This is a genomic window from Nocardia sp. CA-128927 (genome assembly GCF_050955855.1).
GTDB lineage: Bacteria > Actinomycetota > Actinomycetes > Mycobacteriales > Mycobacteriaceae > Nocardia.
In genome coordinates, this window is the sequence record NZ_CP192087.1 from 9,300,713 (window position 1) to 9,314,833 (window position 14,121).

At 66.9% G+C, this 14,121-nt stretch carries 12 protein-coding genes and 1 pseudogene; 7 read left to right on the top strand and 6 right to left on the bottom strand.

Going from position 1 to position 14,121, the window contains the following annotated elements; genetic code table 11:
• Positions 1 to 567, bottom strand: a complete 567-nt coding sequence (locus ACQPW1_RS43325) for a TetR/AcrR family transcriptional regulator (RefSeq protein ID WP_433659234.1) — start codon at positions 565 to 567, stop codon at positions 1 to 3.
• A 104-nt stretch (positions 568 to 671) separates the two neighbouring features.
• Between ACQPW1_RS43325 and ACQPW1_RS43330 the strand changes: the two genes are divergently transcribed.
• The 3 genes from ACQPW1_RS43330 (at position 672) to ACQPW1_RS43340 (ending at position 3,697) form a co-directional block, all read left to right on the top strand.
• Positions 672 to 1,343, top strand: a complete 672-nt coding sequence (locus ACQPW1_RS43330) for a lysophospholipid acyltransferase family protein (RefSeq protein ID WP_433665505.1) — start codon at positions 672 to 674, stop codon at positions 1,341 to 1,343.
• A gap of 131 nt (positions 1,344 to 1,474) precedes the next feature.
• Positions 1,475 to 3,121 (top strand): fatty acyl-AMP ligase, encoded by a 1,647-nt coding sequence (locus tag ACQPW1_RS43335; RefSeq protein ID WP_433659236.1) that lies wholly within the window; start codon positions 1,475 to 1,477, stop codon positions 3,119 to 3,121.
• Between the two features lie 66 nt (positions 3,122 to 3,187).
• Entirely contained in the window at positions 3,188 to 3,697 is a 510-nt protein-coding gene (locus tag ACQPW1_RS43340; RefSeq protein WP_433659237.1) for a pyridoxamine 5'-phosphate oxidase family protein, read from the top strand.
• 57 nt (positions 3,698 to 3,754) lie between these two features.
• Here ACQPW1_RS43340 and pth read toward each other — a convergent pair whose 3' ends face one another.
• Positions 3,755 to 4,336 carry an aminoacyl-tRNA hydrolase gene (gene pth, locus ACQPW1_RS43345; RefSeq protein ID WP_433659239.1) on the bottom strand — a complete coding sequence of 194 codons (582 nt, stop codon included), beginning with the start codon at positions 4,334 to 4,336 and terminating at the stop codon, positions 3,755 to 3,757.
• A gap of 22 nt (positions 4,337 to 4,358) precedes the next feature.
• The gene (locus ACQPW1_RS43350; protein ID WP_433659241.1) at positions 4,359 to 4,973 is read right to left on the bottom strand and encodes a 50S ribosomal protein L25/general stress protein Ctc; all 615 of its coding nucleotides are present in this window, start codon (positions 4,971 to 4,973) and stop codon (positions 4,359 to 4,361) included.
• 306 nt (positions 4,974 to 5,279) lie between these two features.
• Here ACQPW1_RS43350 and ACQPW1_RS43355 point away from each other — a divergent pair, with 306 nt between their 5' ends.
• Positions 5,280 to 6,899 carry a peptide chain release factor 3 gene (locus tag ACQPW1_RS43355; RefSeq protein ID WP_433659243.1) on the top strand — a complete coding sequence of 540 codons (1,620 nt, stop codon included), beginning with the start codon at positions 5,280 to 5,282 and terminating at the stop codon, positions 6,897 to 6,899.
• Between the two features lie 2 nt (positions 6,900 to 6,901).
• Here the strand turns inward: ACQPW1_RS43355 and ACQPW1_RS43360 are convergent.
• Together ACQPW1_RS43360 and ACQPW1_RS43365 are read right to left on the bottom strand one after the other, a co-directional pair.
• A pseudogene (locus tag ACQPW1_RS43360) lies at positions 6,902 to 7,429 on the bottom strand (nuclear transport factor 2 family protein); the annotation flags it as partial.
• A 314-nt stretch (positions 7,430 to 7,743) separates the two neighbouring features.
• A complete protein-coding gene (locus tag ACQPW1_RS43365; protein ID WP_433659245.1) occupies positions 7,744 to 8,688 on the bottom strand; it encodes an Abi-alpha family protein in 945 nt (314 codons plus the stop codon).
• 276 nt (positions 8,689 to 8,964) lie between these two features.
• Between ACQPW1_RS43365 and ACQPW1_RS43370 the strand changes: the two genes are divergently transcribed.
• Complete coding sequence (locus ACQPW1_RS43370; RefSeq protein WP_433659247.1) at positions 8,965 to 10,275, top strand: hypothetical protein; 1,311 nt, start codon at positions 8,965 to 8,967, stop codon at positions 10,273 to 10,275.
• Entirely contained in the window at positions 10,266 to 11,153 is an 888-nt protein-coding gene (locus ACQPW1_RS43375; RefSeq protein ID WP_433659249.1) for an Abi-alpha family protein, read from the top strand. The genes ACQPW1_RS43370 and ACQPW1_RS43375 overlap by 10 nt, the downstream gene beginning before the upstream one ends.
• An 8-nt stretch (positions 11,154 to 11,161) precedes the next feature.
• Here the strand turns inward: ACQPW1_RS43375 and ACQPW1_RS43380 are convergent, their stop codons facing one another.
• On the bottom strand, positions 11,162 to 12,943 hold the full coding sequence (locus ACQPW1_RS43380) for an ABC-F family ATP-binding cassette domain-containing protein (RefSeq protein ID WP_433659251.1): 1,782 nt from the start codon (positions 12,941 to 12,943) through the stop codon (positions 11,162 to 11,164).
• Positions 12,944 to 13,217: 274 nt separating this feature from the next.
• Between ACQPW1_RS43380 and ACQPW1_RS43385 the strand changes: the two genes are divergently transcribed.
• A complete protein-coding gene (locus ACQPW1_RS43385) occupies positions 13,218 to 14,066 on the top strand; it encodes an LLM class flavin-dependent oxidoreductase (protein ID WP_433659253.1) in 849 nt (282 codons plus the stop codon).
• The last annotated feature ends 55 nt before the right edge of the window (positions 14,067 to 14,121 follow it).

Here is a 14,121-nt window from a genome sequence, read left to right on the forward strand (position 1 = left end):
TCAGGCCAGGTGTAATTCCAGCGCACGGTCGACGAGCGCGCGGATGTCGGCGGTGGGGGCGATCAACCGGAGGCTGCGATTCGCCTGCAGGGTGGCTATGCCGTGCAGGTTGGTCCACAGGGCGGTCGCGCGCTCCTCCGGGTCCACCGATCCGTGCCGGGCGGCCTCGCTCACCAGTGCCGCGTATCGCGCGAACAGTGGCAGCGTGGTCGCCCGCAGGTTCTCGCCGGAGCCTTCCAGCAGGTCGTGCCGGAACATCAGGGTGAACATCTCCGGGCGTTCGGCGGCGAACTCGACGTACTGGATGCTCATGCGGGCCAGGCGATCTCGCGTCGTCTCGCCGCCCGGGTCGAGCGTGGCGAACCGCTCGATCAGCTCGGCGAAGCCGCGCGCCGCGATGGCCGCCAGCAACGCGCGATGGGTCGGGAAGTGCCTGCGCGGTGCCCCATGTGAGACACCCGCGGCCCGGGTGATGGCGCGAAGTCCCAATTGCGCCGCACCGACCTCTTCCAACAGGTCGACGCCCGCACCGACCAGGCGTTCCCGCAGCGGTTCACTCTCGACCATGCAGACATTGTCTACCGCGACCACAAGTCTCCGCACCGCGGGTGTAGACACTGTCTACGCGAATGCGGTAGACAATGTCTACACATTCTTTCTGGGAGGTTTACGTGTGGTACTGGCTCTTCAAGTACGTGTTGCTCGGTCCCCTGTTGCGGGTGCTGGGTAGACCCGAAGTCGAAGGGCTCGACCAAGTTCCGCGCACCGGACCGGTGATCGTCGCGGCCAACCACCTCGCGGTGATCGACTCGCTCTACCTCGCACTCGTGCTGCCGCGCCAGGTCGCCTTCCTGGCCAAGCAGGAGTACTTCACCGGGACCGGCCTGCGCGGCCGCTTCAAGAGGTGGTTCTTCTCGGCGTCAGGCCAGGTGCCGGTCGACCGAACCGGCGGTAGCGCCGCGGCCGACGCGCTCGCGGCCGCCACCCGCATTCTCGAGGCGGGCGGCGTGTGGGCCATCCACCCCGAGGGCACCCGCTCGCCGGACGGACGGATCTACCGCGGCCGCACCGGCACCCTGCGCGTCGCGATGGCGACCGGCGCGCCCGTGATCCCGGTCGTGCTCTCGGGCACCGATCGCGTCAACCCCCGCGGCAGCCGGCTGCCCCGCTTCGGCAAGGTCCGGATCAGCTTCGGCACCCCGCGCTACTACCTGCCCGCCGAGCAGCAGCACGCCGCGCGGACCACCACCGACGAGCTGATGCGCGAGCTCGCCGCCCGCTCGGGCCGCCACTACGTCGACCGATACGCCACCACGTTCCCGGCCCCGGCCGCTCGTCGCTGACGCGCGTTCCGTTACCCGCGACACTCCAGCAAACTCAGACACGCAGGAAAAGGGTTAACGCCACGCCGGAATGGCGGGATAGTTGATTCAGGTCGGCAGGCGGCCCGAAGCTGGTGATGAGGGAGTTGACGTTGAGCAGGTTCACCGACGAGATGTATGCGACGGCGCAGGCGTCTACCCGGGGGTTGGTGACCGGTGAGCCGGGCGCACCCCGACGCCAGAGCTGGGGCGAGATCCATCGGATCGCCCGGCGGATGGCGGGCGGCCTGGCGGCGGCGGGCATCGGGCACGGTGACGCCGTCGGCGTGCTCGCGGGCATGCCGGTCGATATCGCACCGGCCTGCCAGGGCATCTGGATGCGCGGCGCGTCGATCACCATGCTGCACCAGCCGACCCCGCGCACCGATCTGATCGTCTGGGCCCGCGACACCGAGACCGTGCTGACCATGATCGAGGCGCGCGCGGTGGTGCTCGGCGCCCCGTTCGAGGCGGCTGAGCCGCTGCTGCGCGAGCGCGGCATCACCGTGGTGCGCATCGATCAGCTGCACGACGGCACGGATACCGATCCGGTGCCGACGGCCGAGGACGATATCGCCCTGCAGCAGTTGACCTCTGGATCGACCGGGTCGCCCAAGGCGGTCCGGATCACGCACGGCAACTTCTTCGTCAACGCCTACGCGATGTTCGATCGGGTGAAGTTCCAGCTCGACGACGACGTGATGATCAGTTGGCTGCCGCTGTTCCACGACATGGGTATGGTCGGATTCCTCAGTGTCCCCATGCAAATCGGCGCGGAAGTGGTGTGCGTGACGCCGATCGACTTCCTGATGCGCCCCTTGTTGTGGGCCGAGTTGATCGCCAAGTACCGCGGAACTGTCACCGCCGCACCGAATTTCGCGTACTCACTGCTGGCCCGCCGACTGAAGCAGGCCGATGACGGCGCGTTCGATCTGAGCAGCGTCCGCTACATGTGGAACGGCGCGGAGCCGGTCGACCCGGACACCATGGAGACGCTGGCCGCGGCCGGAAAGCGCTTCGGGCTCAGCCCGATGGCACTCACCCCCGTGTACGGCATGGCGGAAACGACACTGGCCGTGTCGATTCCGGATCCGGGCCTGGGTCAGGTGCTCGATGTCATCGACGCCGACCTGCTGGAGGCGCTCGGCAAGGCGGTGCCGGTGCCCGATCCGCACGGGCATCCCGGCAACATCCGCCGACTGCCCACGCTGGGTTATCTGGTCGATCACCTCGAGGGCCGGGTTGTCGACGCGGAGCGGCAAGAGTTACCCAGCCGATCCGTCGGCGTCATCGAATTACGTGGCCCGGCAGTCACTTCCGGCTACGTCACGGTGAACGGCTTCCGCCCCGCGCAGGACGCGGCGGGTTGGCTCGACACCGGCGACATCGGTTACTTCACCGACGAGGGCCTGATCGTGGTGTGCGGCCGGATCAAGGACGTCATCATCATGGGCGGCCGCAACATCTACCCCACCGACATCGAGCGCGCAGCCACCCGGGTGACCGGGGTGCGGCCGGGCAACGCGGTCGCCGTGCGCCTGGACGCCGGGCAGAAGCGGGAGAGTTTCGCGGTGGTGGTGGAGAGCAACGAATACCAGAATGCCGAGGCGGTCAAGCGAATCGAGCGCGAGATCGTGCACGCGGTGTTCTCCGAGGTCGGTTCCCGTCCGCGGACCGTCGCCGTGCTCGGCCCCGGCGCGCTGCCGAAGACCTCCTCCGGCAAGCTCCGGCGCGCTGCCACCGCCGTCCACCTGCGCTGAGACGGGACCGATGAGCTTCTGCCGCTGGCGTCGTCTGTATAGATAACCAGCGAACAGGAGACAGCGATGCCCGAGCTCGAGCCGACCATCGAACTGAACGAGGACTTCAGCAGCCGAGGTGCCACATCTCCGGCCTGGTCTGCGGTGCGCGATGTGCTGACCACGTCGGAAATGTTCTGGCTGAGTACAACTCGGCGTGACGGCCGCCCGCATGTCACGCCGCTGCCCGCGATCTGGCACGACGGCAGTCTGCACATCTGCACCGGCGCGCAGGAGCAGAAGGCGGTGAACCTGGCCGCCGAGCCGCACTGCATTCTCAGCACCGGTACCAATGCGATGAACTCGGGACTCGATGTGGTGGTCGAAGGCACCGCTGCTCGAATCACCGACCAGTCGACGTTGCAGCAGCTGGCAAAGCTGTGGAAGTCCAAGCTGGACTGGGACTTTGCGGTGGTAGATGGCGGATTCAACGATGGCGCGGGACACACTGCCCTCGTTTATGCCGTCGCACCGGCAAAGGTGCTGGCTTTCAGCAAGGGCGAGCCGTTCAGCCAAACCCGTTACAGCTTCAACTGATCCGCCGCACAAGCACCGAAAGACATTGGCAGCGCGGCGAATTCGCGACGCAGCCGGTCAGTGCACCTGGTTCTGCGCGGCTTCCAAACCGACCCGGAGCAACAGCTCGACGGCGTCGGCGGCCTGCTCGACGATCACCGGCACTTCCTTGCGCTCCGGCGCCGCGAACGACTTGAGCACGTAGTCGGCGGGATCCTGCCGACCGGGCGGGCGGCCGATGCCGATCCGGGTGCGCAGATAGTCCTTAGTGGTCAGCGCGCTCGACACGGAGCGAAGGCCGTTGTGCCCGCCCTCGCCGCCGCCACGCTTGAGCCGGATCTCGCCGAACGGCAGGTCCAGCTCGTCGTGCACGACGATCACCTCGGTCGGCGGCACGGAGAAGAACTTGGCCAGCGCGGCGACCGGGCGCCCGGACAGATTCATGAACGACCGCGGCTTGGCGATCAGCACCTGGCGGCCGTCGAGACGGGCCTGCAGCAGGTCGGCGCCGGACTTCTTGTGCACGGCAAAACGGCCGCCGACGCGCTCCGCGAGCACGTCGGCGACCAGAAACCCCACGTTGTGCCGGGTCCGCTCGTATTCGGTGCCCGGGTTACCCAGTCCGATGACGAGCGCGGGCCCGGTGGTGGATTCGGTCATCGACAACCGATTCCGGTGCTACTTACTCGGCGCTCGCGGCTTCGGCGGCGGCCTCGGCGGCCTCGGCGGCTTCCTCAGCCTCGGCCTCGGACTGCGGGGCGGCGATGATGTTGACGATCAGGGTCTCCGGATCGACGATCAGCGTGACACCCTTGGGCAGGGTCAGCTGGCTGGCGTTGATCTGGGTGCCCGCCTCGATGCCCTCGACCGAGACCTCGATGGACTCCGGGATGCTCATCGCGTCGGACTCGATGGAGATGGTGGTGGCGTCCTGGGTGACCAGGGTGCCGGGGGCGGCGTCGCCGACGATGATGACGTTCACATCGGCGGTGACCTTCTCGCCCTTCTTGATGATGAGCAGGTCGGCGTGCTCGATGTAGCGGCGAATCGGGTGCACGACAACGGATTTGGTGAGCGCGAGCTGCTTCTTGCCGTCGATGACGAGGCTGAGCACCGCGTTGGTGCCGTGCTCACGCAGAATGGCGGAGAAGGCACGGGCATCGAGCGAGAGGTGCTGCGGGTCGGCCTGGTGGCCGTACAGCACGGCGGGAACGTTGCCCGCGCGACGGGTACGGCGGGCGGCACCCTTACCGAACTCGGTGCGTACGGCGGCTTCGAGAAGGTTGGCGTCGGACATGACTGGATCTACTCCCTACGGCTGTTCCGGGCTGTCAACAGTGCGCCAGGGTCTGTTTCCGACCTGGCTAGATTGGTCTACTCGTCCGACGAAAGAACCAACGGGGACGGCCGGAAGCCGAGCCGCGTCGATCACGGTGAACGCAAATCAAGGTCTGCGGTCACCCTCGCCGAGACAACCCGAACACCATACCGCAATGGTTATGCGCAGTTTGAATCGGGTGGTCAGGCACAGGTCGTGTCCGGGCCATGCGGATCGCGTAGATTAGACAGGTTGCCGATCGGTCGTCTGTGAAAGGTTGTTCCGTTGACCGCCTCCCCTGAGGGACTTCCCGCCGAGGTTTCCCGACGGCGCACGTTCGCGGTGATCTCGCACCCCGACGCCGGCAAGTCGACGCTCACCGAAGCGCTCGCGCTGCACGCCAGGATGATCTCCGAGGCGGGCGCGATCCACGGTAAGGCGGGCCGCCGCTCCACTGTCTCGGACTGGATGGAGATGGAGAAGGCGCGCGGCATCTCGGTCAGTTCGACCGCGCTGCAGTTCAATTACCGCGCCGAGGGCTCCGACATGGACAGCGTGATCAACCTCGTCGATACGCCGGGCCACTCCGATTTCTCCGAGGACACCTACCGGGTGCTCACCGCCGTCGACGCCGCGGTGATGCTGATCGACGCCGCGAAGGGCTTGGAGCCGCAGACGCTCAAGCTGTTCCAGGTGTGTCGCCATCGCGGTATCCCGGTCATCACCGTGATCAACAAGTGGGACCGGCCGGGCCAGGCGCCGCTGGAACTACTCGACGAGATCAACGAGCGGATCGGACTTACCCCGACACCGCTGTTTCTGCCCGTCGGCATCGCGGGCGACTTCCGCGGGCTGCTTCGCCGCGGCGAAGAAGGTGCCCCGCTCGAATACATCCACTTCACCCGCACCGCGGGCGGCGCGACCATCGCGCCGGAGGAGTCGCTGACCCCGGCGCAGGCCGAGGCGCGCGAGGGCGAGCCGTGGACCACCGCGGTCGAGGAGAGCGAGCTGCTCTCGGCCACCGGGCAGGACCACGATCAGGAGATGTTCCTCGCCGGGCAGACCTCACCGGTCATCTATGCCTCCGCGATGCTGAATTTCGGTGTGCGGCAACTGCTGGAGGCGCTGGTCTCGCTGGCGCCCGCGCCCGGCCCGCGTCCCGATGTGAACGGCGGAGCGCGCGAGATCACCGAGCCGTTCAGCGCGGTCGTGTTCAAGGTGCAGGCGGGCATGGATGCCGCGCACCGGGATCGGCTGGCGTTCATGCGGATCGTGTCCGGTGAGTTCGAGCGCGGCATGGTCGTCACGCACGCGCAGACCGGTCGGCCGTTCGCGACGAAGTACGCGCTGACCGTGTTCGGCCGGGAACGCAACACAGTCGACACCGCCTACCCGGGCGACGTGGTCGGCCTGGTTAACGCGACCGCACTGGCCCCTGGTCACACACTGTTCGTGGACAAGAAGGTGGAGTTCCCGCCGATCCCGTCGTTCGCGCCGGAGCACTTCGCGGTGCTGCGCGCCGAGAGCGCGGGCAAGTACAAGCAGTTCCGCAAGGCCATCGATCAGCTCGACTCCGAGGGCGTGGTTCAGGTGCTGCGCAACGACATTCGCGGCGACGCGTCACCCGTGCTCGCGGCCGTCGGTCCGATGCAGTTCGAGGTGGTCACCGCGCGCATGCTGACCGAGTTCAATGTCGAGACCAAGATGGACAACCTGCCCTACACGCTGGCCCGGCGCACCGATGCCGCATCGATGGACGAACTGGGCAAGCAGCGCGGCGTCGAGGTGTTCACCCGCAGCGACGGTGCGTTGCTCGCGCTGTTCAGCGACAAGTGGCGGTTGCAGTACATCGAGAAGGAATTCCCGAAGCTGACCCTGGAGCCACTGGTCGCGACGGCGGACTGAGTTCAGCCTGCTTCCGGCTCGCGCCGCACAGGTGGTGCGCCCGGATCGCGTTCGACCGAGGAAATGACGCCGTCTTCTCTGGAGATCAGACCCCAACGGCTCGAGGTCAGGCGCAGGCTGGGCAGATCGCTCAGGGAGAGCACCACTTCGTAGGTGCGTTCGTAACCGGTGTGCGAAATGCGCCAGCTGCCGTCGTCGCAGCGCACGTATTCGTCGGAATAGAAGGCCGCGCCGCGCAGCAACATGTTGTGACCGGGAATGAGCACGGTGTCGGCGAGGTACCAGGTGCCGGTCGCGGAATCACCGTCGACATCGATCTCGGGATGGTCGCAGCGGTGCTCGGTGATGACGTGCGGGCCGAGGGTGTTGCGCATGAACGCGAGGAACGCGTCGCGCGATTCGAACTGCAGGTATTCGCTGTAGGTGGCGGTCGCGTCCGGAATCATGGTGTCCGCGAACTCATCCCAGGATTTCGTGTCGAGGCTGCGTAGGTAGCGGAACTTCAGTCTGCTGATCGCGGTGACGTCGTCGAGTCTGCGATCGTCGACGCGCGGTCGGCCCTCTCGGCGCCCCTGCTCACCCGCGTCTGCCGCGGGATCGCCGCGCCCGCCGATGTCGATCCCGGGGTTACCCCGCTCCTGTCCGCCGCCACCCGCACTCGGGTCGCCGCGCCCCTGCCCGCCGGTTCCCTGATCCATACTTAACAATCCCATCCAAAGCCTTCCGGCTTCACGAATTGGGAGATTTGTACCCTCCGTGTCCGCTTCCCCGGAGCGCGGTGATGACGGCCCGCCGTTGTTATCAGTAGCTGACCGAGGGAACAGTCGTTTAACGAACCTTCTGGCTAATTGGCGATGGTGAAGCAGGTGCGGCAGAAGTCCTCGCCGAACTCGGTGAGACGCAGACTCTTGCGCACGATTTTCGGTGCGCGACCGGCCTTCTTCAACGCGGCCTCTACTACCGGCTGCACCTCGAGCACCATGTATCGGCTCAGCACCACCGGGTCATCGGAGACCAGCGTCAACCCGAGCCGACTCAGGTTGATCAGGTAAGGGCGTGACCGGTCCGGATAACGGACGCCCGCCTGTTCCGGCACCGAGGTCAGATCCCCTTGGACCAGTTCGGAGCCGATGCCCAGCGGCCGGTTGGTCCGCACATCGACCGAGGGCTGCGGGCCGTTCTGCGCCATGAAGCGCAGGATGCGGGCCTCGTCGGGCGCCAGTTCGTCGAGGATGCGGTCGTAGGCGGGGTGCACGTCTTCGGTGAAGTAGACGTCGGCGGAGCGCGCGAGCAACGCGTCGCCGCGGCGGCGCAACTCATCGGTACTCGCCGAACGAAGATAGGAGCCGACGGCGAGCGCCTGCTGCTGCGCGCCGCTGTTGTTGCCCGGGCCGTTCGGCGTCGGCACGTAACTGACGATCTCGCGCACCGAACCCTCGGTGACGCCGAGCGCGCTACGGGCTATGGAGCGCAACGCATTTCCGGTTCGTTCCGCGATATCGGCGGACGACTCACCGTCCAGCGCGGCCTGGGTGATCTCCTTGGTGACCTCGAACGTGGTGCCGACCGCCCACTGCCCGCCGCGCACCACACTGCCCGCCGCGACGCCGGCCGCGCGGAATACCCCGCGAATCAACCGTGCCTCGTTGCTGATCTGCCGCTGTTCGACATCCGAGCTGCGCTCAACGGCGCGGGAACCGGCTCGGGCTGTATTTACCCACCCCGCCGTCTCCGCAGGCTCCGACGGCTGCCGACCCCGAGCGTCCTGTCCGGTCCTGTCGTCTGCCACGTCATACTCCGATATCGCCAGGTGAACGAATCCCGCCCCACAGATTACTTCCCCCTGTGTCGCTGGTCATTCTCGCCGTCGCTCTCTGCCGATGCGGCATTCCGCACAAACACTGTGACCGATATCTCGGCATGCGGGACTGTGGCACCACGCACTCGAGGTGGACCCAGCTGTTCCCCTCACAATAAGGTCCCGGTGCCGACATGGTGCTACTTTGATGTTCCGGTGAGGCGGCGGTCACCGGTGTGTCGGCAGGAGGGTGTCGTGTTAGAGAGTGTGTTCGGTGTCCACCCAACAATCCTGCTAGAGCTTCTGACTATCCCACTTTTCACGGGAATCATCGGATACATCACCAACTGGACCGGCGTGCTCATGCTGTTCCAGCCGATCGCGTTCCACGGCTTCCGACTACCTGGACTTCGCGCGCTGTATCCCTTCCTGCCCAAAAGAATTCAGGTGCTTCCGCTACTGAGTTACGACGGCAGATTCGGCTGGCAGGGCATCGTTCCCTCGCGCGCGGACAAGATGGCGAGCATCGCGGTCGACAAGGGCCTCGCCAAACTGGGCAGCGTCGCCGATTTCTATCGCGAGCTGGAGCCGGACAAGCTCGCCGAACATCTCGCGAGCATCGCCGACGAACAGATCCAGACCATCGTCGAAGATATTCTCAAGCGCGAACATCCACAGCTCTGGTACAACCTGCCGAGCCAAGTGCGGGACATGGTGCAGGCCAGGGTCAAGCAACAACTGCCGGATATTCTGCGCGAGCTGACAGATGAATTAGGCGCGAATATTGATCAACTGCTCGACGTGAAGCAGATGGTGATTCGTTACTTCCAGGGCCGGCCGCAACTGCTCAACACGCTGTTCCAAGTGCTCGGCGCGAAAGAGTTGCGGTTCATGATCAACTTCGGTTTCTACTTCGGCGCGCCGATGGGCGTCGTGCTGGTCGCCATCCTGCACTTCACCGGTTGGTCCACGCTGGTCGTGCTGCCGATCGGCGGCGTGGTGATCGGCTGGGTGGTCAACTGGGTCGGCATCAATATGATCTTCGCGCCCGCCTACCCCAAGTGGTGGTGCCCGTGGCGGCAGGGTCTGCTGATCAAACGCCAGTCCGAAATCACCGACGGCTATGCCGAATTGGTGTCCAGCCAGGTGCTGACGGTCGCCAACATCGGCGACGAGCTGCTCAACGGCCCGCGCTCGGACCGCACCATCCAGATGCTGGAGGACACCCTCCGGCCCGCCGCCGACCGCGCGCTCGGCCCGGCCAGGCCGGCCGTCAAGTTCATGCTCGGCAGCCGCGACTACGACTCGCTGCAGGACACCTTCACCGCCGAGGCCATGGCCATCGCCCCGATCGCCTTTGCCGACCCGGAGTTCAACGTTCGCCAGGGCCGCCAGATCAACACCTACATCGCCAAACAGATGGCGGCACTGAAGCCGCCGGACTTCGTCGACATGCTGAGATCGGCCATCAAACAAGATGAGTGGCTGCTTTTTCTCCATGGCGGCGTGTTGGGCCTGTTCGCCGGATACGCTCATATTCTGATATTCGGAACAGGAGTGGCGACCACATGGCTGTAGCGAAATCCGACCCCGGCGACGATGCCGGGGCCGCCGAGCACTCCTCCGAGGCCGCTACGCCATCGACGGAGCTCGCCCGGCGGCCGGACAACAAAGTCGTTCGCCACGACGAATCAGCTTCGCGGGTGCCCTATCCCATCGCGGGCGTGCGCGCGGCCACCGGCGTGGCCCGGGTGGCCTGGAGCGCGGCGACCGGCGTGACGGCGTGGGGTGTCGGCACCGCGGTCGGCGTCACCTCGACGGTCGTGCGGCGCAGCATCCAGGGCGTGCCGCCGCGAGAAGTGCTGGCCGAGGCCGAGGCCGAGATGCGCGACCGGTTGCGCCAGGCGCTCGGCTTCGCCGAGGCGCCGAATGAGCCTGCCACGCAGGCCGTTCCCACACTGCGCGAGCAGGGCGCGGCGCTGCTGCGGTTGTCGGCGAGCACGCACGGCGACGAGGAGAACCATCCGGCGTTCGCGGGCATGCTGGCCGAGCTGACCCCGGACGAGGCGCGGATCCTGCGCTTCCTGCACCTGGACGGCCCGCAGCCGTCGATCGACATCCGCACCGGCCGCCCACGCGCGCTCGGCGCGGAGCGGGTCGGCTCGATGCTGACGCTGGTCGGCGAGCAGGCCGGGCTGCGTTTTCCGAACCGGATCCAGCAGTATCTGACCAACTTGCGCAGGCTCGGTCTGGTCGAGCACGCGCGCGAGCCCGTCGGCAATCCGCATCGATACCAGCTGCTGGAGGCGCAGGGCCCGGTACGGGAGTTGTTGAAGCGCTCCGGTTTCGGCACGAAGGTGATCTACCGCAGCGTGGCGCTCACCGGGTTCGGTGGCGACTTCGTGCGCACCTGCCTGCCGGTCGCGATCCAGGACGACCGCGCCGCCGGGCACTGACGGAACGGTTACCCGTCCGCCAGCTCCATCCAACGTTCCTCGGCGGCTTCCTTTTCCGCGACCACCTGCTTGAGCTCGGCGTTGAGCTTGACCAGCTTGTCCGGGTCGGTCGCGGCCTCGGCCAGCGCGGCGTGCAGCTTGCGCTCGCGCTCGTCGAACTTCTCGATGGACCGTTCCAGCTTGGACAGTTCCTTGCGGGCGGCGCGCTGGGTCGCGGCGTCGGTCACCGGTGCGGCCTTCGCGTCGCCCGAGCGGATCGCGGTATCACCCTGTGCGGCACGCTTCTTCAGGTACTCGTCGATGCCGCCGGGCAGGTTGGTGAGCTTGCCGTCGCCGAACAGCGCCCAGGTGGAGTCGCAGATGCGCTCGATCAGGTACCGGTCGTGGCTGATCACGACGAGGGTGCCCGCCCAGTTGTCGAGCAGGTCCTCCAGCTGTTGCAGGGTGTCGATGTCCAGGTCGTTGGTCGGCTCGTCGAGCAGCAGCACGTTCGGCTCGGCCATCAGGATGCGGGTCAGCTGCAGCCTGCGCCGCTCGCCGCCGGACAGGTCGCCGACCGGGGTGCGCTGGCGGGCCGGGGTGAAGCCGAGCCGTTCGGCGAGCTGACCCGCCGAGATCTCCTTGTCGCCGAGCATGATTCGCTGCGCGACCTGCTGTACCGCTTCCAGCACGCGCATATTGGTGGGCAAGTCGTCGAGTTCCTGCCGCAGCCAACCGATCTGCACCGTCTGGCCCTGAATACGCTTGCCGACCGCCGGTTCCGTTTCGCCTGCCAGCGTGCGCAGCAAGGTCGTCTTGCCGGAGCCGTTCACGCCGACCAGGCCGACCCGCTCCCCCGGCGCGAGCCGCCAGGTCAAGTCGCGCACCAACTCCCGGCCGTCCGGGGTGGTGAGGGTGGTGTCCTCGAGCTCGATGACGACCCGCCCCAGGCGCTTTCGCGCGAACGCGGCCAGCGAGACGCTGTCGCGTGGCGCGGGCACATCGGCGATGAGCGCCTCGGCGGCCTCCACCCGATAGCGCGGCTTGGAGGTGCGGGCCTTCGCGCCGCGGCGCAGCCAGGCCAGTTCCTTGCGAGCCAGGTTGGCGCGGCGGGCCTCGGAGGCGTCGGCCTGCCTGGCGCGTTCGGCGCGGGCGAAGATCCAGTCGCCGTAGCCGCCCTCGTAGGTTTCGACCTTGCCGCCGACGACCTCCCAGGTGTTGGTGGCGACGGTGTCGAGGAACCAGCGATCGTGGGTCACGACGACGAGCGAGCTGCGGCGGTTGAGCAGGTGCTGGGCCAGCCACTGCACGCCCTCGACGTCGAGGTGGTTGGTCGGCTCGTCGAGCACGAGCAGATCGAGATCGCGGACCAGCGCGGCGGCCAGCGCGACGCGGCGGCGCTCGCCACCGGACAGGTTGTCGATCAGAGTTTCCAGGCCGAGCCCGGCGATGCCGATGCCCTCCATCACCGAACGGATGCGCGGGTTCGCGGCCCATTCGTGTTCGGCGACATCATCCGTCATCGCGTCGTCGGCCAGACCGGCCAGCACCACATCGCCGACGGTCGACCCCGGGGGCAGTACCCCGCGCTGCGTCACCGTCGCGATCCGCAGCCCGCCGACGCGGCTGACCCGTCCGCTGTCCGGCGGCTCGAGTCCGGTGAGCACCTCGAGCAGTGTGGTCTTGCCGCCACCGTTGAGACCGACAACGCCGATGCGCTCGCCCGCGTGGACGCCCATCGACACGTTGTTTAGGAGTGGCGTGATCCCAAAGCTCTTGGAGACCTGCTCGAGGTTGATCAGGTTGGACATGAATCCTTCCGGTTCTTGCAGCGGCGGGCGAGTTGCTTGCCCTGGGCCAGCGTACTGAGCTCCCTAACCCGGCCGTTCCGCTCCCCGCGGCAAACCCCTCTTGCGGAACGAACGATGTTCGTCTAGATTGATGTCAACGAACAACGTTCGTTACGAACGAAGTTAGTAAAACAGGTGCTCTCCAGAAACATAGCCGCAGAATGGGAGCCCCACCTCGGGTGACTAGGTGCGAGGGCGGCAACATCCAGTTCGCTTCTCTCATGGAGGTTCTCCCATGCACGTCGGTCTCGGTCTGCCCATCTCCGATCCCACCGTTCTGCTCGACTGGGCCCGCCGCGCCGATGCGGGCCCGTTCTCCACCCTCGGCCTGCTCGACCGGCTCGTCTACGACAATCCCGAACCGCTCGTCGCGCTGGCCATCGCCGCGGGTGCCACCACCCGCATCAAGCTCCAAACCGAGGTGCTGCTCGCACCGCTGCGCGAGCCGACGCTGCTCGCCAAGCAGGTCGCGACGCTGGACCGGATGTCCGGCGGACGCTTCGTGCTCGGTCTCGGTGTCGGCGGTCGCGAGGACGACCACATCGCCTCCGGCACCGACCTGAAAACCCGCGGCCGCCGCCTGGACGAGCAGATGGAGATCATGCGTCGCGTCTGGTCCGGCGCGCCATACGGCCCCGACTGCGGTCCGATCGGTCCCGCGCCGCTGCTTCCCGAAGGCCCCGAGATCCTGTTCGGCGGCTTCCAGCCCGCCGCGCTCGAACGCGTAGGCCGTTGGGGCGGTGGCTTTCTCGCCGCTGCCCCGGCCGCCTGGGCCGGCCGGTTGTTCGACACCGTGCGCAAATCCTGGACCGACAACGGCCGTTCCGGCGCGCCGCGCATCGTCGCCCAGGTCAACGTCGTCCTCGGCGACCAGGACCTGATCGACGAGGCCCGCGCCTCGATGGGTGGCTACTACGAATTCAGCGGCCGCGCCGATTACATGCTGGAGGGGATGCTCACCACCCCCGACGCGATCCGTTCCGCCATCAAGCAATTCGATGATCTCGGCGCCGACGAGGTCATGCTCTACTGCTACGGCGGCGACGCCGACCAGGTCGACCGTCTCGCCGACGTCATCGCCTGAACTACGACCGACTGAGGCGCCCTTCACGATTCAGCTGAAGGGCGCTTCAGGCGCG